15 protein-coding genes and 1 pseudogene are annotated in these 23342 nt (G+C 64.3%); 12 read left to right on the top strand and 4 right to left on the bottom strand.

What is annotated here, in order from left to right:
* Window positions 1-2: 2 nt before the first annotated feature.
* Together cysN and cysQ are read left to right on the top strand one after the other, a co-directional pair.
* Window positions 3-1937: pseudogene (gene cysN, locus ACVDG8_RS08925) on the top strand (sulfate adenylyltransferase subunit CysN); the annotation flags it as partial.
* A 12-nt stretch (window positions 1938-1949) separates the two neighbouring features.
* Window positions 1950-2744, top strand: a complete 795-nt coding sequence (gene cysQ, locus ACVDG8_RS08920) for a 3'(2'),5'-bisphosphate nucleotidase CysQ (RefSeq protein ID WP_447257279.1) — start codon at window positions 1950-1952, stop codon at window positions 2742-2744.
* 194 nt (window positions 2745-2938) lie between these two features.
* On the opposite strand, the gene ACVDG8_RS08915 is transcribed toward cysQ, so the two are convergent.
* From ACVDG8_RS08915 to ACVDG8_RS08900, 4 genes are all read right to left on the bottom strand, one after another.
* The gene (locus tag ACVDG8_RS08915) at window positions 2939-4081 is read right to left on the bottom strand and encodes a DegT/DnrJ/EryC1/StrS family aminotransferase (RefSeq protein WP_447254377.1); all 1143 of its coding nucleotides are present in this window, start codon (window positions 4079-4081) and stop codon (window positions 2939-2941) included.
* A gap of 294 nt (window positions 4082-4375) precedes the next feature.
* Entirely contained in the window at window positions 4376-5299 is a 924-nt protein-coding gene (locus ACVDG8_RS08910) for a carbohydrate kinase family protein (RefSeq protein WP_447254376.1), read from the bottom strand.
* Window positions 5296-5742 carry an RbsD/FucU family protein gene (locus ACVDG8_RS08905; protein ID WP_447254375.1) on the bottom strand — a complete coding sequence of 149 codons (447 nt, stop codon included), beginning with the start codon at window positions 5740-5742 and terminating at the stop codon, window positions 5296-5298. The genes ACVDG8_RS08910 and ACVDG8_RS08905 overlap by 4 nt, the downstream gene beginning before the upstream one ends.
* Before the next feature lie 2 nt (window positions 5743-5744).
* Window positions 5745-6968: an ROK family transcriptional regulator gene (locus ACVDG8_RS08900; RefSeq protein ID WP_447254374.1), complete on the bottom strand. Its 1224-nt coding sequence runs from the start codon at window positions 6966-6968 to the stop codon at window positions 5745-5747.
* Window positions 6969-7179: 211 nt separating this feature from the next.
* On the opposite strand from ACVDG8_RS08900, the gene ACVDG8_RS08895 reads away from it, so the two are divergent.
* The 10 genes from ACVDG8_RS08895 (at window position 7180) to bglA (ending at window position 23334) form a co-directional block, all read left to right on the top strand.
* Window positions 7180-8208, top strand: coding sequence for a substrate-binding domain-containing protein (locus ACVDG8_RS08895; protein ID WP_447254373.1), 1029 nt, complete (start codon window positions 7180-7182; stop codon window positions 8206-8208).
* Window positions 8209-8303: 95 nt separating this feature from the next.
* Window positions 8304-9380: an ABC transporter permease gene (locus ACVDG8_RS08890; RefSeq protein WP_447254372.1), complete on the top strand. Its 1077-nt coding sequence runs from the start codon at window positions 8304-8306 to the stop codon at window positions 9378-9380.
* The gene (locus tag ACVDG8_RS08885) at window positions 9377-10156 is read left to right on the top strand and encodes an ATP-binding cassette domain-containing protein (RefSeq protein WP_447254371.1); all 780 of its coding nucleotides are present in this window, start codon (window positions 9377-9379) and stop codon (window positions 10154-10156) included. The genes ACVDG8_RS08890 and ACVDG8_RS08885 overlap by 4 nt, the downstream gene beginning before the upstream one ends.
* 134 nt (window positions 10157-10290) lie before the next feature.
* Window positions 10291-12753, top strand: a complete 2463-nt coding sequence (locus tag ACVDG8_RS08880) for a glycogen/starch/alpha-glucan phosphorylase (RefSeq protein WP_447254370.1) — start codon at window positions 10291-10293, stop codon at window positions 12751-12753.
* 57 nt (window positions 12754-12810) lie between these two features.
* Window positions 12811-15033, top strand: a complete 2223-nt coding sequence (gene glgB / locus ACVDG8_RS08875; RefSeq protein ID WP_447254369.1) for a 1,4-alpha-glucan branching protein GlgB — start codon at window positions 12811-12813, stop codon at window positions 15031-15033.
* A gap of 52 nt (window positions 15034-15085) precedes the next feature.
* Entirely contained in the window at window positions 15086-16351 is a 1266-nt protein-coding gene (glgC, locus tag ACVDG8_RS08870) for a glucose-1-phosphate adenylyltransferase (RefSeq protein ID WP_447254368.1), read from the top strand.
* Between the two features lie 95 nt (window positions 16352-16446).
* Entirely contained in the window at window positions 16447-17892 is a 1446-nt protein-coding gene (gene glgA, locus ACVDG8_RS08865; protein ID WP_447254367.1) for a glycogen synthase GlgA, read from the top strand.
* Window positions 17893-17895: 3 nt separating this feature from the next.
* A complete protein-coding gene (locus tag ACVDG8_RS08860) occupies window positions 17896-19524 on the top strand; it encodes an alpha-D-glucose phosphate-specific phosphoglucomutase (protein WP_447254366.1) in 1629 nt (542 codons plus the stop codon).
* A 154-nt stretch (window positions 19525-19678) separates the two neighbouring features.
* On the top strand, window positions 19679-21679 hold the full coding sequence (gene glgX, locus ACVDG8_RS08855) for a glycogen debranching protein GlgX (protein ID WP_447254365.1): 2001 nt from the start codon (window positions 19679-19681) through the stop codon (window positions 21677-21679).
* A complete protein-coding gene (gene bglA / locus ACVDG8_RS08850; RefSeq protein ID WP_447254364.1) occupies window positions 21679-23334 on the top strand; it encodes a beta-galactosidase BglA in 1656 nt (551 codons plus the stop codon). Before glgX ends, bglA begins: the two co-directional genes overlap by 1 nt.
* Window positions 23335-23342: the final 8 nt, after the last annotated feature.

Below are 23342 nucleotides of genomic sequence, written 5' to 3'. Positions count from 1 at the left end.
GAATGCGCCACATCATGGCCAAGAGCCTCGCCCCGACCGATTCGATCCGCGACTACATGGCCGCGCAGGAAAGGAAGTCGCTGCTGCGCTTCCTCACCTGCGGTTCGGTCGACGACGGCAAGTCGACGCTGATCGGCCGTCTGCTCTCCGACACCAAGCAGATCTTCGAGGACCAGCTTGCCGCGCTCGAGAAGGACTCGCGCAAGCACGGCACCACCGGCGACGATATCGATTTCGCGCTGCTGGTCGACGGTCTGGAGGCCGAACGCGAGCAGGGCATCACCATCGACGTCGCCTACCGCTTCTTCGCCACGCCCAAGCGCAAGTTTATCGTCGCCGACACGCCCGGCCACGAGCAGTACACCCGCAACATGGCGACCGGCGCCTCGACCGCCGATCTCGCCATCGTGCTGATCGACGCGCGCCAGGGCGTGCTGCGCCAGACCCGGCGCCACTCGATCATCGCCTCGCTGCTCGGCATCCGCCACATCGTGCTGGCCGTCAACAAGATCGACCTTGTCGGTTTCGACAAGGCGGTGTTCGACCAGATCGTCGCCGACTATGGCGAGTTCGCAAAAGAGCTCGGCTTCGTCAGCATCGCGCCGATCGCGATGTCGGCGCGCTTCGGCGACAACGTCACCAGCCGCTCCGAGCGCACGCCCTGGTATTCCGGGCCGTCGCTGATCGAGCATCTGGAAACGGTCTCGGTCGATGAAGCGGCTGTCGAACTGCCGTTCCGCTTCCCGGTGCAGTATGTGAACCGGCCCAATCTCGATTTCCGCGGCTTTGCCGGCACCATCGCGTCCGGCTCGGTCGCGCGGGGCGATGAGGTGGTCGTCGCCAAGTCCGGCAAGGCCTCGCGGGTGAAACGCATCGTCGCGCAGGGCGGGGACCTTGAACGGGCGGTTGCCGGCCAGGCGATCACGCTCGTGCTCGATGACGAGGTCGAGGTTTCCAGAGGCAACATGTTGGTCTCGCTGGCGGCGCGGCCGCAGGTCGCCGACCAGTTCGCCGCCAACATCGTCTGGTTCGACGAGGCGGCGTTGCTGCCTGGCCGCTCCTACATTCTGCGCACCGAGACCGACCAGACCAGCGCAACCGTCACGGATCTGAAATACCGCGTCAACGTCAACGATTTCGCCCGCGAGGCGGCGAAGTCGCTCGAGATGAACGAAGTCGGCATCTGCAACATCTCGACGCGCGCGCCGATCGCCTTTGATGCCTTCGGCGAGAACCGCACCACCGGCGCCTTCATCCTGATCGACCGTATCACCAACGCCACCGTCGGCGCCGGCATGATCCTGCATTCGCTGCGGCGCGCCGAAAACATCCACTGGCAGTCGCTCGATGTCGGCAAGCGCGGCCGTTCCGATCTGAAGAACCAGCGCCCGGCCGTGTTCTGGTTCACCGGGCTCTCCGGCTCCGGCAAGTCGACCATCGCCAATCTGTTCGAGAAGAAGCTGTTCGCGTCGGGACGCCATACCTACATCCTCGATGGCGACAACGTCCGTCACGGCTTGAACCGCGATCTCGGTTTCACCGACGCCGACCGTGTGGAAAACATCCGCCGCGTCGCCGAGGTGGCCAAGCTGATGGCCGATGCCGGCCTGATCGTCATCGTCTCCTTCATCTCGCCCTTCGCCGCCGAGCGGCGCGTCGCGCGCGAACTGATGGCCGAGGGTGAGTTCGTCGAGGTGTTCGTCGACACGCCGTTCGAGGAATGCGCCCGCCGTGACCCGAAGGGGCTTTACGCGCGCGCTCTGAGCGGCGAGATCAAGAACTTCACCGGCGTCGATTCGCCTTATGAAGCGCCGCTGAACCCGGAAATCCATCTGAGGACGCTCGGCAAGAAGCCGGAAGAGATGGCGGAAGCCTTGGAGCATTGGCTGGATGAGCGCGACATTGCCGAGGACCAGTACGACAATGGCGGCGGAATCGACGACGAAGCCATGCTCGGCGTGTTCGAGCGGCTGGCGCTCGACGCCGGGCGCGAAGTGATGCGCGTCTTCCATGAGGGCTGCGCGGTCGACAGCAAGGCCGATTCTTCGCCGGTGACGGAAGCCGACCGCGAAAGCGAGAAGATCATCCTCGCCGGCCTGCGCGCCGCCTATCCGGGCATTCCATGCGTGGCCGAAGAGGAGGTTGCGGCGGGCGTCGCGACGCCCGATCTCGACGGCGCCTTCTTCCTGATCGACCCGCTCGACGGCACCAAGGAATTCGTCAACCGGCGCACCGACTTCACCGTCAACATCGCGCTGGTGCGCCATGGCGTGCCGGAAGTGGGCGTCGTCTACGCGCCTTGCACCGGGCGTTTCTTCAACGGGCGGCCGGGCAAGGCCGAGGCCCTTGAGGTTGACGCCGATTATCGCATTACCGGCCACCGGCCGATCGCCGTGCGGGCAGCGGCCACGCCGCTCGCCGTTGTCGCCAGCCGCTCGCACAACACGCCGGAAACCGATGCCTTCATCCGCGACCTCGGCGCCGCCGAGATCGTCTCGGTCGGCTCGTCGCTGAAATTCTGCCTGCTTGCCGCCGCGGAGGCCGACGTCTATCCGCGCTTCGGCCGCACCATGGAATGGGATACGGCGGCGGGCGATGCCGTGCTGCGCGCCGCCGGTGGCATGACCCGAACACTGGACGGCGAGCCGCTGGTCTACGGCAAGCGCAACCAGGCGAGCGACAGCGATTTCGCCAATCCGCATTTCATTGCAACGGGGAAGAGGGCGTCGTCGCAGCGTCGCTAATTACTGATGCTGGCGGGACAGCGCCCCTCTCTGTCCTGCCGGACATCTCCCCCTCAAGGGGAGATCAGATGTCACGCCGGCTTTCGCCAACTTTCAACAATGAAAGAGTGAGCGCGGCGCGGAAACTGCCAATCTCCCCTTGAGGGGAGATGTCCGGCAGGACAGAGGAGGTGCCTGGCGCCGACCTTTCAGACCTAAGCTGCCGCTACATGCGCCGAATTCGACCCGATATAATTGCGGATCGTCTCGATGATCCGGTCCTGATCCGCTTCGCTGAGATAGGCGTGCATCGGCAAGCAGAGGATCTGCTTGGGCAGTTCCTCCGAGACGGCAAGGCCGGTCGGGGTGCGCGGGTAGTCCTTGTAGGCCACCTGCTCGTGCAGCGGCTTCACATAGTAGATCACCGACGGAATGCCCTTTTCGCCGAGATGCGCCTTCAGCCCGTCGCGCTTCGGCGTTTCGATGGCGTATTGCGCCCAGGCCGAGCGGCCGTGACCGAGATTGCGCGACGCCTTGACGATATCGCCGAGGCCGGCGGCATAGCGGTCGGCAACCACCTGGCGCGCCACCATCTCGTCCTCGATGATGGCGAGCTTCTCGATCAGGATCGCCGCCTGCAGCGTGTCGAGGCGCGAATTGATGCCGACGCGCACATTGTCGTACTGCGTCTCGCCCTTGCCGTGGAAGGCGAAGGACCTGAGCTTGTCGGCCAAGGCGCCGTCATTGGTGAACATCGCGCCGCCGTCGCCATAGCAGCCGAGCGGCTTGGCCGGATAGAAGCTGGTCGAGCCGACATGGCCGAAGGCGCCGCACATCGTGCCATCGGCCGAACCGCCCATCGACTGGGCCGCGTCCTCGATCACCAGAAGGTTCTCGCGCTTGGCGATCGCCATGATCGCCTCGTAGTCGGCGGAAAGCCCGAACAGGTCGACCGGGATGATCGCCTTCGGCTTTAGCCGGCCTTCCTTCTTGACCATCTCGATCGCCGCCTCGAGGCTGGCGATGTCGATGTTGTAGCTGCTCCGGTCGACGTCGACGAAGACCGGCTCGGCCTTGGCCAGCGCCACCACTTCGGCGGTAGCGGCGAAGGTGAAGCTCGGCACGAACACCGCGTCGCCCGGGCCGATGCCGGCGGCAAACAGCGGCAACAGCAGGGCATCGGTGCCGTTGGCGCAGGCCACGACATGCTTGACGCCGATATAGGCCGCAAGCTTGTTTTCGAATTCGGTGACCTGGGGTCCCAGGATATAGCGGCCTTCCTCGACGACGGTGTCGATGGCGGCTTTGAGCCGGTCGCGGATTCGTTCGCGCTGCGCGCCAAGATCGATGAACTGCATGTCGGCCTCAAAATGGATTCACGAAGTCTTGGAGCGTACTTCTGTGCGACCGGGCGGACGCACGTCGCTCCAATAAACCGGCCCGCTGGTACCAGACTTGGCGCGGCTGAGAAAGCCGGCCGGGTCCGAGGCAAATTGCCTATGTGTCGCAGCCTGTTACCGCTGTTTGCCGGCATATCGGCCTGGGATGCCGGAAATCCAAGCTTCCGCGAGCATTTTCAACGCTTTATATCGCGTCGTTCCTGCCTTTGGAAACATAAAGTGATCGGCTGTAGCGGGCCTCTCGGCGTTCGATCAGCCGATCTCGTGGCGCCAGGGTGGGTTGGCGCCAGCCCGCGAAACCGTCACGGCTGCCGCCTTGGCGCCAAGCTCCAGCGCTTTGCGGATCGCGTCCTCGGGAAGATCGCCGATCGCCGCCTTGGTGAGCAGGCCTTGCTCGTGCAGCGAGGCCAGGATGCCGGCATTGAAAGTGTCGCCGGCGCCGACCGTGTCGACGACCTTCACCTTCTGCGGCATCACCGTGACCTTGTGCGCCTTGCTGTAGCCGACGGCGCCTTCGCTGCCATGGGTGACGACGATCAGCTTGGGCCCGCGGTCCAGCCAGTTGCGCACCACGTCCTCATGCGTACCCGCCTCGTCGAACCATTTGAGGTCTTCGTCCGAGAGTTTGACGATGTCGGCCATCGCCATCATCTCGCGGATGCGCCTGAGATGCTTGGCTTTGTCGGGAATGAAGTTCGGCCGGATGTTGGGGTCGAGCATCATCACACGGGCTTCGCGCTCTCGCCGCATGAATTCCTCATAGGCCGATCCGGCCGGCTCCGAGATCAGGCTGATGGCGCCGAACAGCATCGCCTCGATCTCGGTGCCGAGCTTCGGCAGATCCTCGATGGTCAGCATGCGGCCTGCGGTGTTCTCGTCATAGAAGGTGTAGGTCGCCTGGCCGTTGGTGAGCTTCACGAAGGCGAGCGTCGTCGGCCTGGGCGAGGTGTGCGCGTAGGTCGAGCTTACCTTGCTTGCCCCCAGCGCGTCGCGGAACTGGCCGCCGAACAGATCCGAGGAGAGGCCGGAGAAGAAGCCCGCCGGCGCGCCCAGACGTCCGAGCGCGATCGCCGAGTTGAACACCGCGCCGCCGACATAGGGTGCGAAGGCGGCTTCACCCTCGGTCGTCGTGCGCGGCAGCATGTCGATCAGGGCTTCGCCACAGCAAAGGATCATGTCTTGTCGGTCTCCGGCGGATGGATCACGCCCTTGCGGATGATGATGTTGGCAAAAAGCCTGGGTTCGCTGGTCGCCACGATAGCGTGCGCGGCCTTGACGCGTGCATAGAAGTCGGGTCCGGCCAGCGCAACCACCTTGTGGCCCGGCGCGCGCCTGGCGCACACATCTTCCATTTCATGATGCACGGGGTCGGCGAGTGTAGGGTCGCCCTTCACCGAGGCGCGGAACAGCGCCTGCGGCACGGCGTCGTCCACCGGCAGCACCGCAAGCACGGCGTCGAGCACCGCGATGATATGGTGGCCGTCGGCGCGGATCAGCCGCCGCGCCTGTTCCTCGGCGGGATAATTGCCATCGACGATGGCGATCTCGTCGCCATGGCCCATGGCCCGCAGTGTCGCCAGGAACTCGGGCCCGAGCAGCGACGGAATGCCGATCAGCATGGTCAGGCGCCCCCGGCGGTGTGCGGCCCGATGAGGAAACGCTCGGAAAGCGGCAGGCTGGCGCCGCCCAGCGCGCGCGCATGGATGCCGACGGTGCCCTCGCGCACGATGGGCAATTTCAACCCTTCCGCGTCGATACGGGCGATCGCCTCGGTGACGGCGTCGACCAGCCGGTGGCGGACGGCCAGCGGCATCCAGCCGTCGATCACCGCAGCCTCGAAATCGATGACCGAAGAGGCGGCGACGATGGCATAGGCGAGCGCGCTCGCCGCACTGGCGATCCAGTCGTCGAGATCGGCGCCGATCTCGCCCCATTCCTGCGGCGAGGTCCACAGATAGGAGCCGTCTATGCCCCTGGCCGACAGCGCCTTTTCCAGCATGGCGATCGAGGCGACGTCGATGAGCTGCGCCGGCTTGCCGTCTGGTCCGGGCACTGGCATCGAGCCCAGTGCGCCTGCGTTGCCTTTCGGTCCGCTGTAGAGCCGGCCGTTGAGCACGATGCCGCCGCCGGCAAAGGCGCCGATGTAGAAATAGACGAAATCGCGCGCGCCGCCGGCCCGGCCGAAGACCAGCTCGGCTCCGCAGGCCGACGTCGCGTCGTTCTGCAGATAGACCGGAAAGTCACACTGCGCCTGGATGTTGGCGCGGATGTCGCGGTGGCGCCATTCATCCATGACGTCGCGCGGCGCGCCGGCTGTGTCGGCCCAGTTCCACAGTTCGAACGGCATGGCGATGCCGAGACCGGCGATGCGCTTGTCCTGCGCCGGTGTCAGCTCGGCGCGCATCTTTTTGATGCCCTCGGTGACGAATTCGACCGTCTCGCGCGGCGCCGGATAGCGGTAGGAATTCTGCAGCATGGCGCGCACATTGCCGAGGAAATCGATCAACACCAGCTCGGCTGAGCGTCGGCCGATCTTGAGGCCGATGAAGAAGGCGCCTTCCGGGTTGAGCGCCATCGGGATCGAGGGCTGGCCGATCTTGCCGCGCATCGGCGCCTGGCGAACCAGGAGCTTGTCTTCCTCGAGCTCGCGCATGATCACCGACACGGTCTGGGCCGACAGGCCGGTCATGCGCGCAATGTCGGATTTCGCGAGGCTGCCGTGCTGGCGCACCAGGGAAAGCACGAGCCGCTCATTGTGGTCGCGCATGCCGCTCTGGTTGGTGCCGCGATGCAGCCGGCTCTCCAAAGCCTCGGGCGAACCGTGCCTGGCAATGCCGGTCTCCACCCTGATCCTCCCGTCGTTTTACCTTTTGTGCTTTTCGTTCAGAATGAGTGAACAACGCAAGAGTGTCAATAATAAATAAGAGTGATTTAATTATTGACAGCGGTTGCGGAGTGGTGTCTTTTTGACATTGCGCTCACACTGGGAGAACTTCAGTGAGCGCTCCGCAAGCGCCGGTTGGCCGGCGCCCAAGGTGGCTCACTGGGAGGAAATCATGGGTAAATGGACTATACTGAAGGCGGCCGTCGCCGGCCTTGCCTTTTACGGCGCGATGGCCACGGCCTCGCATGCGGCCGACATCGTCGGCCTGATCACCAAGACCGAAGGCAATCCGTTCTTCGTCAAGATGCGCGAAGGCGCGCAGGCCAAGGCCAAGGAACTCGGTCTCACGCTGCAGACCTTTGCCGGCAAATTCGATGGCGACAATGACAGCCAGGTCGCCGCTATCGAGAATCTGATCTCGGCCGGCGCCAAGGGCTTCGCCATCGTGCCGAGCGATTCCAGCGCGATTGTGCCGACCATCAAGAAGGCGCGCGACGCCGGCCTTCTGGTCATTGTGCTCGACACGCCGCTCGATCCGATCGACGCCGCCGACGCAACCTTCGCCACCGACAATTTCAAGGCCGGCGAGCTGATCGGCCAGTGGGCCAAGGGCACGCTGGGCGACAAAGCCTCGAGCGCCAAGATCGCGTTCCTCGATCTCGCCACCAACCAGCCGACCGTCGACTATCTGCGCGACCAGGGCTTCATGAAGGGCTTCGGCATCGACATCAAGGATCCGAAGAAATACGGCGACGAGTCCGACGCGCGCATCTGCGGCCACGAAATGACCGGCGGCGCCGAGGATGGCGGCCGCACTGCTATGGAAACGCTGCTTCAGAAGTGCCCGGACGTAAGCGTGATGTACACCATCAACGAACCGGCCGCGGCCGGCGGCTACCAGGCGCTCAAGGCGGCTGGCAAGGATGACGGCTCGGTGCTGGTGGTGTCAATCGACGGCGGCTGCCCGGGGGTCAAGAACGTCGCGGCCGGCGTCATCGGCGCGACCTCGCAGCAATACCCGCTGAAGATGGCGGCGATGGCCATGGAAGCCATCGAGAAATTCGCCAAGACTGGCGAGAAGCCGAAGCCGACCCCCGGCAAGCAGTTCTTCGACACCGGCGCCACGCTGATCACCGACAAGCCGGTCAAAGGCGTCGAATCGATCGACAGCAAGAAGGGCGCGGAACTTTGCTGGGGCTGATGCCTTCCTAAGACCCGTAACAACGGACTAAACTCAACGAAAGGGCGGCTCCAGCCGCCCTTTCCCGAAACACGGGATCCTTTGGGAGGGGATAAATGAGCGACGACGCAACCGGTTCGGTGTCAGCCGAGCGCGGCCTTCACGGCAGCGAACAGTCCGTAGCGAGCTTTGACGAGGACCGGGGGTCGCCTCTCAAGACCCTGCAGCGCTTCCTGCACGAATATCCGACAGCCATCCCGTTCATCGTTCTGCTTGTCGGCGTGCTGATTTTCTCGGTCGCCGCCGGCGGACGGTTCTTTGCGCCGTTCAATCTTTCGCTTGTGCTGCAACAGGTCACCATCATTGCATTTCTCGGCATCGCCCAGACGCTGGTCATCCTGACCGCGGGCATCGATCTTTCGGTCGGCGCGATGATGGTGCTGTCGTCCATTGTCATGGGTCGGCTGACCGTCACCTACGGCGTGCCGGTCGAGTTGAGTTTCGTGCTTGGTCTGCTCACCGGCCTTGTCTGTGGCCTGATCAACGGCGTTCTGGTGGCTGTAATCAAACTGCCGCCCTTCATCGTCACGCTCGGTACATGGAGCGTCTACGGCGCCATGGTCATCTATGTCTCCCATTCCGAAACCGTGCGGGCGCAGGACATCGAGACGATGGGGCCATTGCTGCAGTGGCTCGGCCATACGATACGGCTTGGCGGCGGTGCCGTGCTGACCTACGGCGCCGTCGCCATGATCCTGACGGCTTTTATTATCTGGTATGTGTTGAACCGTACCGCTTTCGGCCGCCATGTCTACGCAACCGGTGACGACAACGAAGCCGCTCGCCTCGCCGGCATCAATACGCGCGGCGTCTACATTGCCGTGTATACGATCGCCGGCTTCATCTGCGCCGTCGCCAGTTGGGCGCTCATCGGCCGCATCGGCGCGGCAAGCCCGCTCGGCAACCAGACCGCCAACCTCGATGCCATCACCGCCGTGGTGATCGGCGGCACTTCGCTGTTCGGCGGCCGCGGCTCGATCGTCGGCACATTGTTCGGGGCGCTGATCGTCGGCGTCTTCCGCAATGGCCTGGCGCTCGCCGGCGTCGACTCGCTCTGGCAGGAGTTCACCGTCGGCATCCTCATCATCCTCGCCGTCACGATCGACCAGTGGATCAGGAAGATTTCGGCATGAACACGCAGCCCATTCTTCAAGCAAAAGGCCTCAACAAACGCTATGGCAGGGTGGTGGCGCTCGACAACGCCGATTTCGACCTGATGCCGGGCGAGATCCTTGCCGTCATCGGCGACAACGGCGCCGGCAAGTCGACGCTGGTCAAGGCGCTCTGCGGCGCGGTCATACCGGACTCCGGCACGATCGAGCTAAACGGCCAGCAGGTGCATTTCCGCTCGCCCATCGAGGCGCGCCTGGCCGGTATCGAAACCGTCTACCAGAACCTTGCGCTGTCGCCGGCGCTGTCGATCGCCGACAACATGTTCCTCGGCCGTGAGCTGCGCAAGCCGGGTTTTGTCGGCCAGTGGCTGAGACGGCTCGACCGCTCCGCGATGTCGCGCATTGCCCGCGAAAAGCTTTCCGAACTCGGGCTGATGACCATCCAGAACATTAACCAGTCGGTCGAAACGCTCTCCGGCGGCCAGCGCCAGGGCGTTGCTGTCGCTCGCGCGGCGGCCTTCGGCAGCCGTGTCGTCATCATGGACGAACCGACGGCGGCGCTTGGCGTCAAGGAAAGCCGCCGCGTGCTGGAACTGATGCTCGACGTCAAGAAGCGCGGCTTGCCGATCGTGCTCATCTCGCACAACATGCCGCATGTCTTCGAGGTCGCCGACCGCATCCACATCCACCGCCTGGGCCGTCGCCTCGCCGTCATCGATCCCAAGCAATATACAATGTCCGACGCCGTCGCTTTCATGACCGGCGCCAAGGCGCCGCCGGAAGTGCTGGCGGCGTGATCGCGCCGCAATGTCGCGGGCGCGATCTGACGCCCAATTGCCTAAATCGATTGAATGTATGCTGCAACGCACTAAGATGGGCTGGGACGATCGGTGAAAGCCGGTATGATCAGGCCAACTGAACGAGAGGCGAAATGACATCCGCCATGACGATCGAAGTCCCTGTTCTCGACAATCCCGACCCCAAGACGCTCGCCGAAGAAGTCTTGATGTCGCTCAAATACCGGGTCGGCAAGGATACCACCGTCGCCACCCCCTATGACTGGCTGACAGCCTCGATCAAGGTGGTGCGCGACCGCATCATCGATCACTGGATGGAGGCGACCAAGGAAGCCTACGACCGGCAAGAAAAGCGGGTCTATTATCTCTCGCTCGAATTCCTGATCGGGCGCCTGATGCGCGACGCCTTCTCCAATCTCGGCCTGATGGAGAACATGCGCGAGGCGCTGTCCTCGCTCGGCGTCGACCTCGACCTCATTGCCGGCCTCGAGCCGGACGCGGCACTTGGCAATGGCGGCCTTGGCCGGCTCGCCGCCTGCTTCATGGAAAGCATGGCGACTGTTGACATTCCCGCCCACGGCTATGGCATCCGCTACGCCAACGGCATGTTCCGCCAGGAAATCCAGGGCGGCTGGCAGGTCGAATTGCCGGAGAACTGGCTCGACCACGGCAATCCGTGGGAATTCGAGCGGCGCGAGCGCTCCTTCGAGGTAGGCTTCGGCGGCTCGGTGGAATCGATCACCTCGAAGGATGGCAGGCTCGAGCGCCACGTCTGGAAGCCGACCGAGCATGTGCTGGCCGTCGCCTACGACACGCCGGTTGCCGGCTGGCGGGCCAAGCGCGTCAACACGCTGCGGCTGTGGTCCGGCATGCCGATCGACCCGATCCTGCTCGACAAGTTCAATGCCGGCGACCACATCGGCGCGCTTGCCGAAAGCAACAAGGCCGACGCGCTGTCGCGGGTGCTCTATCCGGCCGACTCGCACGTGGCTGGCCAGGAACTCAGGCTCAGGCAGGAATATTTCTTCTCGACCGCCTCGCTGCAGGACATCGTCCAGCGGCATCTGAGCCAATATGGCGACCTGAAGTCGCTGCCCGACAAGGCGGCGATCCACCTGAATGACACCCATCCCGCGGTCGCCGTGGCGGAGCTGATGCGGCTTTTGATGGACGTCCACGGCATGGATTTCGACCTCGCCTGGGACGTCACCAAGCGCACCTTCGGCTACACCAACCACACGCTGTTGCCCGAGGCGCTGGAAAGCTGGCCGGTGCCGCTGTTCGAGCGCTTGCTGCCGCGCCACATGCAGATCGTGTACGCCATCAACGCGCAGGTGCTGCTCGAAGCCCGCGCCACCAACCAGTTCTCGGACGAGCAGATCGCCCGGATTTCGCTGATCCAGGAAAATGGCGATCGCCGCGTGCGCATGGGCAATCTCGCCTTCGTCGGCTCGCATTCGATCAACGGCGTCTCGGCCCTGCATACCGAGCTGATGAAGGAGACGGTGTTCGCCGACCTCCACAAGCTCTATCCCGACCGCATCAACAACAAGACCAACGGCATCACTCCCCGCCGCTGGCTGATCCAGTGCAACCCGGGTCTGACCGGCCTTGCCCGCGAGGCGATCGGCGATCGCTTCCTGGACAATATCGAGGCCATCAAGGCGCTCGATCCTTTTGCCGACGACGCGGCCTTCCGCGAGAAGTTTGCCGGCGTCAAGCGGCAGAACAAGGTAAGGCTCGCCAACCTGATCGCCGATCGGCTCGGCATCAGGATCGACCCGTCTGCGCTGTTCGACATCCAGGTCAAGCGCATCCATGAATACAAACGCCAGCTGCTCAACATCCTGGAAGCGATCGCGCTTTACGACCAGATCCGCTCGCATCCCGAGCGGGACTGGATGCCGCGCGTGAAGATCTTCGGCGGCAAGGCAGCGCCCAGCTACCACAACGCCAAGCTGATCATCAAACTGGCCAACGACGTCGCCAAGGTCATCAACGGCGATCCGTCGGTGCGTGGCCTGCTCAAGGTGGTGTTCGTGCCGAACTACAATGTCAGCTTGGCCGAGGTGCTGATGCCGGCCGCCGACCTTTCCGAGCAGATTTCGACCGCCGGCATGGAGGCGTCCGGCACCGGCAACATGAAGTTCATGATGAATGGCGCCTTGACCATCGGCACGCTCGACGGCGCCAATGTCGAGATGAAGGAGCATGTCGGCGACGATAACATCTTCATTTTCGGCCTGACCACCGCTGAAGTCGCGGAGCGCCGCAACAATGGCTACAATCCGCGTGCGGTTATCGAGGCGTCGCCGGAACTGGCGCAGGCGGTGGCGGCAATTTCGTCCGGCGTCTTCTCGCCCGACGACCCCAACCGTTACCGCGATCTCATGAACGGCCTCTATCAGACCGACTGGTTCATGGTGGCCGCCGACTTCGATTCCTACGCCGACTGCCAGCGCGACGTCGACGCCGTGTGGCGCAACAGTCCCGACTGGTACGCGCGCGCTATCCGCAACGTCGCCCGCGCCGGCTGGTTCTCTTCCGATCGCACGATCCGCCAATATGCGAAAGAAATCTGGAACGTGCCCGTCTGATGTGATTGCATGAGGCCACGAACAACAAAATAGTACCCTGGGAGGGAACACCGCCTGATGAGCAAGCCGCGCGTGACCGCTGCGACAAGCGGGCCGGATGGACTGGCGCCAGCCGGTGATGTCGCGGCGATTGTCGCCGGAACGCATGGTGATCCCTTTGCGGTGCTGGGCGTGCATGAAGCCGGCAAAGGTTTCGTCGCGCGCTGCTTCGTGCCCAATGCCGAATTCGTCTCCGCCTACACGCTGGCCGGCAAGGAAGTCGGCGAACTTTCGCGCCGCGACGATGCCGGCTTCTTCGAGGGCAAGGTTTCGATCCGCAAGCGCCAGCCGCTGCGCTATCACGCGAAAAATGCCGGCGGCGAATGGTGGCTGACCGATCCCTATTCCTTCGGCCCGGTACTCGGGCCGCTCGACGACTATTACATCAATGAAGGCTCGCATCTGCGGCTCTTCGACAAGCTCGGCGCCCACATCATCGACCATGAGGGCGCGACCGGCGTGCATTTCGCCGTCTGGGCGCCCAATGCCAGGCGGGTATCCGTTGTCGGCGCTTTCAACGACTGGGACGGCCGCCGCCACACCATGCGCGACCGCCGCGACACCGGCATCTGGGAGTTGTTCATCCCCGACATCGGCGCCGGCCAGCCTTACAAGTTCGAGATCATCGGCCCCGATAGCGTGCGGCTGCCGCTCAAGGCCGATCCGTTCGCCTTCGAATCCGAACTGCGCCCCGCCACCGCCTCGGTGACGACGCCGCCGATCGCGCATCAATGGGGCGACGAGGCGCATCGCAACTATTGGCGCAAGGCCGATCCGCGGCGCGAGGCGATGTCGATCTACGAGGTCCATGCCGGTTCATGGCAGCTCCGCGATGACGGCACCTTCCTGTCCTGGGACGAGCTCGCCGCGCGGCTGATCCCCTATGTGGTTGATACCGGCTTCACCCATATCGAGTTCCTGCCGATTTCCGAGCATCCCTACGACCCGTCCTGGGGTTATCAGACAACCGGACTTTATGCGCCGACCGCGCGCTTCGGCGATCCCGACGGCTTTGCCCGTTTCGTCGATGGCGCCCACCGCGCCGGCGTCGGCGTCATCCTAGACTGGGTTCCGGCGCATTTCCCGGTCGATGAGCACGGGCTCGTCCATTTCGACGGCACCGCGCTCTACGAGCATGCCGATCCGCGCCAGGGTTTCCACCCCGATTGGAACACCGCGATCTACAATTTCGGCCGCCGCGAAGTGGTGTCGTTCCTGGTCAACAACGCGCTGTTCTGGGCCGAAAAATACCATGTCGACGGTCTGCGCGTCGACGCGGTCGCCTCGATGCTCTACCTCGACTATTCGCGCAAGGCTGGCGAGTGGATCCCCAACGAGAAGGGTGGACGCGAGAATTTGCAGGCTGTCAGCTTCCTGCAGAAAATGAACAAGGAGCTCTACGGCCACCATCCCGGCGTGGTGACGATCGCCGAGGAATCGACCTCATGGCCGAAGGTCTCGCGCCCCGTCCATGAAGGCGGGCTCGGCTTCGGCTTCAAGTGGAACATGGGCTTCATGCACGACACGCTGGAGTACCTCTCCAAGGAACCGATCTTCCGCAAGCACCACCACAACGACATCACCTTCGGCCTGACCTACGCCTTCTCCGAAAATTTCGTGCTGCCGATATCCCACGACGAAGTCGTGCACGGCAAGGGCACGCTTCTGGGCAAGATCGCAGGCGACGACTGGCAGAAGTTTGCCACGCTGCGCGCCTACTACGCCTTCATGTGGGGCTATCCCGGCAAGAAGCTCCTGTTCATGGGCCAGGAATTCGCCCAGCGCCGCGAGTGGAGCGAGGCGCGCGCGCTCGACTGGAACCTGCTCGAATTCGCGCCGCATCGCGGCGTCTGGCAGACGGTGCGCGATCTGAACTACCTTTATCGCTCGCGGCCCGCGCTGCACGCGCGCGACTGCGAGCCGGAAGGCTTTTCCTGGCTGATCGTCGACGACAAGGAAAACTCGGTCTTCGCCTGGCTGCGCAGCGCGCCGGACGGCAATCCGATCGCCGTCATCTCCAATTTCACGCCGGTGCCGCGCGAGAACTATCGCGTGCCGCTGCCGAACGCGGGCAAATGGCGCGAGATCATCAACACCGATGCCGCCGATTATGGCGGCACCGGCATGGGCAATGGCGGTACGGTCGAGGCGCGCGGGGAAGGGGGCGGCACATCGGCGACGATGCTGTTGCCGCCGCTGTCGACGATCATGCTGGAATTCGTCGCGGACCAAGGCAAATAATAGCGCATCTTGCTCCGGCCGCGATCCGGACAGCTTACTTGGGAGGGTAACAATGGCAGAACTCAAGAGAACCCAGCCGCTGGCGCGCGACGCCATGGCCTATGTACTGGCCGGCGGCCGCGGCAGCCGCCTTAAGGAGCTGACCGACCGGCGCGCCAAGCCCGCCGTCTATTTCGGCGGCAAGACGCGCATCATCGATTTCGCGCTCTCCAACGCGCTGAATTCCGGCATCCGTCGCCTCGGCGTCGCCACCCAGTACAAGGCGCATTCGCTGATCCGCCACTTGCAGCGCGGCTGGAACTTCCTTAGGCCCGAGCGAAACGAGAGCTTCGATATCCTGCCCGCATCGCAGCGTGTTTCCGAAACGCAGTGGTATGAAGGCACGGCCGACGCCGTCTACCAGAACATCGACATCATCGAGGCCTACGGGCCCGAATATATGGTGATCCTGGCCGGCGACCACGTCTACAAGATGGATTACGAGCTGATGCTGCGTCAGCATGTCGACGCCAACGCCGACGTCACCGTCGGTTGCCTGGAAGTGCCGCGCATGGAAGCTACCGGCTTCGGCGTCATGCATGTCGACGGCAAGGACAACATCATAGCCTTCGTCGAAAAGCCGGCCGATCCGCCCGGCATCCCCGACAAGCCGGAATTCGCGCTGGCTTCGATGGGCATCTATGTCTTCAAGACAAAATTCCTGATGGAGCAACTGCGCCGCGACGCCGCCGAGCCCGGCTCCAGCCGCGACTTCGGCAAGGACGTCATCCCCTATATCGTCCAGCATGGTAAGGCGATCGCCCACCGCTTCGCCAAATCCTGCGTGCGCTCGACCGCCGAGAACGAGGCCTACTGGCGCGACGTCGGCACCGTCGATGCCTATTGGGAAGCCAATATCGACCTCACCGACATTACCCCAGAGCTCGACCTATACGACCGCGATTGGCCGATCTGGACCTATGCCGAATTGAAGCCGCCGGCAAAGTTCGTCCATGACGAGGATGGCAGGCGCGGCTCGGCCGTCTCGTCGCTCGTGTCGGGCGACTGCATCGTCTCGGGTGCTTCGCTGAAGAGAAGCCTGATCTTCACCGGCGCGCGCATCAATTCGTACTCGACGCTGGAAGAGGTGGTGATGCTGCCCGACGTCCATGTCGGCCGCAACGCCCGCCTCAAGCGCGTCGTCATCGACCATGGCGTTCACGTCCCGGAAGGGCTGGTGGTCGGCGAGGACCCGGTGCTCGACGCCAAGCGCTTCCGCGTGTCGGAAAAGGGCATCTGCCTGATCACGCAGGAGATGATCAACAAGCTGTCAACCTGATCGGCGTCCGGTCGATCAACAAGTTGTCGACCTGGTTGGGTCGATCAACAGATTGTCACTTTGACCTGTCACCTTAGGATCGGAATGTGAGGCGCATGCAGGTTCTGTCGGTCACGCCCGAAATCTTCCCGCTGATCAAGACCGGCGGGCTTGCCGACGTGACCGGCGCGCTGCCGATCGCCCTCGCCGCCAAGGGCGTGGCGATGCGCACGCTGATCCCCGGCTACCCTGTGGTGATGGGCGCCTTCACCAAGAAGAAGGCGGTCTACCAGTATCCGCTGCTGCAGGGCGGCAAGGCTTCGGTCCATGCCGTCAAGATCGGCGATCTCGACCTCTTCGTGCTCGACGCGCCGCATCTGTTCGATCGCCAGGGCGGCCCCTACGGCACCGCTTCGGGCGCCGACTGGCCCGACAATTGGCGGCGCTTTGCAGCACTTAGCCAGGTCGGTGGCGACATCGCCGGCGGCGCCATCTCCGGCTACCAGCCCGATCTCGTGCATGCCCATGACTGGCAGTCGGCGATGACGCTGGCCTATATGCGCTACGGCAAGGCGGTCGGCGTGCCGTCGCTGATCACCGTGCACAATCTGGCCTTCCAGGGCCAGTTCGGCGCCGGCATCTTCGGCGAGCTCGGCCTGCCGGCGGTCGCCATGCAACTCGATGGCGTCGAATATTATGGCGGCGTCGGCTTTCTCAAGGCCGGCCTGCAGGCCGCCTGGGCGATCACCACGGTGAGCCCGACCTATGCGCAGGAAATCCGCTTGCCGGAATTCGGCATGGGCCTCGACGGCCTGATCAATATGCGCGCCACCGACCTCTACGGCATCGTCAACGGCATCGATGTCGACATCTGGAACCCTCAGACCGACAAGCTCCTGGTGGCGAACTACTCGGCCGACACGCTCGAGGCCCGCGCCAAGAACCGCAAGGCCGTCGAGGAGCGCTTCGGCCTCGCGGCCGACGGCAGCCCGATCGTCTGCGTCGTCAGCCGGCTGACCTGGCAGAAGGGCATGGACATCCTGGCCGCGGTCGTCGATGGCATCGTCGCCGCCGGCGCGCGCCTTGCCATCCTGGGCTCAGGCGATGCCGGCCTTGAAGGCACGCTGCTTGCCGCCGCCGCACGTCATCGCGGCCGCGTCGGCGTCGTCGTCGGCTACGACGAGGGCCTTTCCCACGTGATGCAGGGCGGCTGCGACGCCATCGTCATCCCGTCGCGCTTCGAGCCTTGCGGCCTGACCCAGCTCTACGGTTTGCGCTATGGCTGCGTGCCGATCGTTGCCCGCACCGGCGGCCTTGCCGACACCATCATCGACGCCAATGAAGCAGCGCTCTCGGCCGGCGTCGCCACCGGCTTCCAGTTCACGCCCAACAATGGCGGCGCGATGGTGTATGCGATCCAGCGGCTGGTCGAGCAGCATGCCAGGCCGGCGGTCTGGGCCTCGATCCAACGCCAGGGCATGAAGGCCGATGTCTCCTGGGACAAGAGCGCCGAAAGATACGTCGAACTCTATCGCTTGCTGCTTTCAAAAAGGACTGCCTGAGGCATGATCAGAACCGTCCCCACCAAACCCTATACCGACCAGAAGCCCGGCACGTCGGGCCTGCGCAAGAAGGTGCCCGAGTTCCAACAGGAGCACTATGCCGAGAACTTCATCCAGTCGATCTTCGACGCGCTGGACGGTTTTCAAGGCAAGACGCTGGTGATCGGCGGCGACGGCCGCTTCTACAACCGTGAGGTCATCCAGAAGGCGATCGCCATCGCCGCCGGCAACGGCTTCGGCAAGGTGATGGTTGGCCAGGGCGGCATCCTGTCGACGCCGGCCGCCTCCAACATCATCCGCAAATACAAGACCTTCGGCGGCATCATCCTGTCGGCCAGCCACAATCCGGGCGGCCCGCATGAAGATTTCGGCATCAAGTACAATGCCGGCAATGGCGGCCCGGCGCCGGAGAAAATCACCGACGCGATCTTCGCCAAGTCGAAGGAGATCAAGAGCTTCAAGATCGCCGATATCGGCACGATCGACATCGACACCATCGGCACCGTCAAGGCGGGCGACATGACGGTCGAGATCTTCGACTCGGTCAAGGACTATGCCGAGCTGATGGAAAGCCTGTTCGACTTCGACGCCTTGAAGAAGCTGTTCAAATCGGGCTTCCGCCTGCGCTTCGACGCCATGCACGCGGTGACCGGTCCCTACGCCAAGGAAATCTTCGAGCACCGGCTCGGCGCTCCGAACGGCACTTGCCGCAACTTCAAGCCGCTGCCCGATTTCGGCGGCCATCACCCCGATCCGAACCTGGTCCATGCAAAGCATCTCTATGACGAGATGATGGGAGCCGACGCGCCGGACTTCGGCGCCGCCTCGGACGGCGACGGCGACCGCAATCTGATCATCGGCCGCGGCATCTTCGTCACGCCGTCGGACTCGGTCGCGATGCTTGCCGCCAACGCCCGCCTGGCGCCCGGCTACAAGGATGGTCTCAAGGGCATCGCGCGCTCGATGCCGACCAGCGGTGCGGCCGACCGCGTCGCCGAAAAGCTCGGCATCGGCATCTACGAGACGCCGACCGGCTGGAAGTTCTTCGGCAATCTGCTCGACGCCGGCATGGCGACGATCTGCGGCGAGGAGAGCGCCGGCACCGGTTCCAACCATGTGCGCGAGAAGGACGGGCTGTGGGCCGTGCTGTTGTGGCTCAATATCCTGGCCGTGCGCGCGGAGAGCTGCAAGCAGATCGTCACCGAGCACTGGGCGACCTACGGGCGCAACTATTATTCGCGCCATGACTACGAGGAGGTCGAGAGCGACCGCGCCAACGCGCTGGTCGACGAATTGCGTGCCAAGCTTGGCTCGCTGCCCGGCACCAGCGTGCGCGGCCTCAAGATCGCCAAGGCCGACGACTTTGCCTACCACGATCCGGTCGATGGCTCGGTCAGCGAGCACCAGGGCATCAGGATATTATTCGAGGGCGGCTCGCGCGTCGTGCTCCGCCTCTCCGGCACCGGCACGTCGGGCGCCACGCTGCGCGTCTATATCGAGCGCTACGAGCCGGACAAGAACCGGCACGATCTCGACACGCAGGAAGCGCTCGCCGACCTCATCGCCGCCGCCGACGACATCGCCGGCATCAAGAGCCACACCGGCCGCGACAAGCCGAGCGTGATTACTTGAGGGTGGTACTTGCTTTACCCTCCCCTTGTGGGGAGGGTCGATCCGCGCAGCGGATCGGGGTGGGGGTACTCGTAAAGCGCTTTGCTGGCGCCGCCCCGCCCCGCTCACTTCGTTCGCGACCCTCCCCACGAGGGGGAGGGTGGGGGCCGCACCCATGACCAACCTCGGCGCAACCATCACCCCCGAAGGCATCCGCTTCGCCGTCTGGTCCTCATCCGCGCGGCGCCTGTGGGTCTCGCTTTTCGACGACAGCGGCACGCGCGAAACCGATCGGTTGGAGCTGAAGTCGGAAGGCGACGGCGTGCATGCGCTGGTCGTCTCCGGCCTTGCCGAGGGCACGCGCTACGGTTTTCGTGCCGACGGCGATTATGCGCCTGAACGCGGCCTGTGGTTCGATCCCGACAAGCTGCTCACCGACCCTTATGCCACAGAGATCGACCGGCCCTATCAATACCATTGGCGCCTTGCCGCCAAGCGCAACGAAGGCGCCGACACCGCATCGCTGATGCCGAAGACAGTCGCGCGTGCCTTGCCGCAACCGCTGCCAAGCAAGCCACCTTTGTTCCAGCCCGGCGGCCTAATCTACGAGCTCAACGTCCGCTCCTTCACCAAGCTGCATCCCGACGTGCCGGAAGCCCAGCGCGGCACAGTCGCAGCGCTTGGCCATCCGACCATCGTCGATCATCTGAAGCGCCTCGGTGTCTCAGCCGTCGAGCTGATGCCGGTCACGGCATCGATCGACGAGCGCCATCTGCCACCGCTGGGGCTCAGCAACGCCTGGGGCTACAACCCCGTCACCTTCATGGCGCTCGACCCGCGCCTTGCGCCCGGCGGGCTGGTGGAACTGCGCGACACCGTCGCCGCGCTGCGCAAGGCCGGTATCGGCACCATCCTCGACCTCGTCTTCAACCACACCGGAGAGAGCGACCGACTCGGCCCGACGTTGTCGCTGCGCGGCCTCGACGCCCAGGCCTATTACCGGCAATTGCCGGACGGCCGCCTCGCCAACGACACCGGCACCGGCAACACGGCGGCCTGCGATCATCCCGCCGTGCGCGAGATGGTGCTGGACACGCTGCGCCATTTCGTCCGTCACGCCGGCGTCGACGGTTTCCGCTTCGACCTCGCTCCCGTGCTCGGCCGTGTCGATGGCACATTCGAGCCTAACGCGCCGCTGCTCCAGGCCATCGCAAGCGATCCGGTGCTGGCTGACCGGGTGCTGATCGCCGAACCGTGGGACATCGGTCCGAATGGCTACCAGCTCGGCAATTTTCGGCCGCCATATCTGGAATGGAACGACCGCTACCGTGACGACGTCAGGCGCTTCTGGCGCGGCGACACCGGCACGCTCGGCGCCCTGGCCACGCGGCTTGCGGGTTCGTCCGACGTGTTCGGCAGACAAGGGCAGCCTGCCAGCCGCAGCGTCAATTTCATCGCCGCCCATGACGGCATGACGCTGGCCGACATCGTTGCCTATGAGCGCAAGCACAACGCCGCCAATGGCGAGCAGAACCGCGACGGCCACAACGACAATCTGTCGTGGAACAACGGCGTCGAGGGCGAGACGGACGACGTTGCGATCGCCGACGCCCGCTTCGGCGATCGATGCGCGCTGCTTGCAACGCTGTTTGCCGCGCGCGGCACGATCATGCTGACAGCTGGCGACGAGTTCGGCCGCACGCAGCGAGGCAACAACAACGCCTATGCGCAGGACAACGCCATCACCTGGCTCGACTGGACCGGCCGCGACCGGGCGCTGGAGGGCTACACGGCGGCGCTGTCGACGCTTCGTCGTGCTTTCCCGGCATTGACCGAGACACGTTTCCTGACCGGCCAGCGGTCGGACGGGGCGGACATCGCCGATGTCGCTTGGCTGACCGAGACCGGCGCGCCGCTCGGCGAGGCCGACTGGAACGATCCCGCCCGACATCGCCTCGTCATGCTGTTTGGCGATACCACGGGCAATCGACTTGCCGTCATGATCAATGGCGACCGCCGCCAATGCGTCTTCTCCCTGCCGGAGCGGGAAGGCTTGGCATGGCAGCCGGCGATCGAGACGCAGCCGCTCGACCTGGCGCGGCCGCTTCCGGGTCGCAGCGTCAATTTCATGATTGAAAACCGGGTGACAAAGACCCGAGCCAGGAAGGGTTCGTGATGGCTGGCGAGAACACGGAACAAGCGACCGAATGGTGGCGCGGCTGCGTCATCTACCAGATCTATCCGCGTTCCTTCCAGGATACGACCGGCGACGGCAGCGGCGATCTGAAGGGCATCACCGCGCGGCTCGGCCATGTCGCCTCGCTCGGCGTCGACGCCATCTGGCTGTCGCCCTTTTTCAAGTCGCCGATGGCCGACATGGGCTATGATGTCTCGGATTATCGCGACGTCGATCCGATGTTCGGCACGCTGGAGGATTTCGACGCTTTGATCGTCGAGGCGCATCGGCTCGGCCTGAAACTCATCATCGACCAGGTCATCTCGCACTCCTCCGACAAGCATGAATGGTTCGTCGAAAGCCGCGCCGCTCGCGACAGCGCCAAGGCCGATTGGTATGTCTGGGCCGACGCCAGGCCGGACGGCAACGCGCCCAACAACTGGCTATCCGTCTTCGGCGGACCGTCCTGGGAATGGGACGCCACGCGCCGGCAGTATTACATGCACAATTTCCTGGCCGCGCAGCCCGACCTGAACTTCCACAATATGGATGTGCAGGACGCGTTGCTCGACACCGTGCGCTTCTGGCTGGAACGCGGTGTCGACGGCTTTCGCCTCGATACCGCCAACTACTATGTCCACGATCGCTGGCTGCGCGACAACCCGCCCTTGGCGGCGAGCGTCGCCGGCACCAATGGCTCGACCAGCACCTACGGTTTCCAGGAGCATCTCTTCGACAAGACGCGGCCGGAGAACCTCGATTTCCTGCGCCGCTTCCGCGCGCTGCTCGATGAATATCCGGACCGCGCCGCGGTCGGCGAGGTGGGCGACGAGGAGCGTTCGTTGCAGACGCTCGCCGCCTATGTATCCGGCGGCGACAAATTGCAGATGTGCTACACCTTCGACCTGCTCAGCCCGCAGTTTTCCGCCGCTCATGTGCGCGGCTGCGTCGAGGCGTTCGAAAGCACCGCACCGCAGGGCTGGGTCTGCTGGGCTTTCTCCAACCACGATGTCGTGCGCCATGTCAGCCGCTGGACACGGCCGGGTGGCGATCCGGTTGCGGTGGCGAAATTCTCGATCGCGCTGCTTGCCTGCCTGCGCGGCTCGATCTGCCTTTACCAGGGCGAGGAGCTTGGCCTGGAAGAGGCGGAACTCGCCTATGAGGATCTGCGCGATCCCGTCGGCATCCGCTTCTGGCCGGGTGTGAAGGGCAGGGATGGTTGCCGCACCCCGATGGTCTGGGAGACGGAGGCTGAGAATGCCGGCTTCTCCACCGGCAAACCCTGGCTGCCGGTGCCGCAGGCCCACCGTGCCCGCGCCGTCGACCTCGAGAATGGCGAGGATCATTCTGTGCTGTCGGCCTATCGCGCGGTGCTCGCCTTGCGTAAGCGCCATCCGGCGCTGACCTCCGGCTCCATCCGGTTTCTCGACGCGGAGGGCGACGTGCTGGCCTTCATTCGTGAAGGTGATGGCGAGAAGCTCGTCTGCGTCTTCAATTTCGCCGGCGATCCTGTGGGCTGGACGCTGCCGCCGGAGCTTGGCGATGTCGAGCTGGTCGCGCTTGAGATCGACAGCTCTGGCGTCCTTGCCGGCGTCCTCGAAGAGGCCACGCTGGCTCTGCCGCCCCTGGGCTGCTTCATCGGAAGGGTTGGCTAGTCACTTCG

The organism is Mesorhizobium sp. ORM8.1 (assembly GCF_053005525.2).
This window is presented reverse-complemented; position numbering and strand designations above follow the sequence as displayed.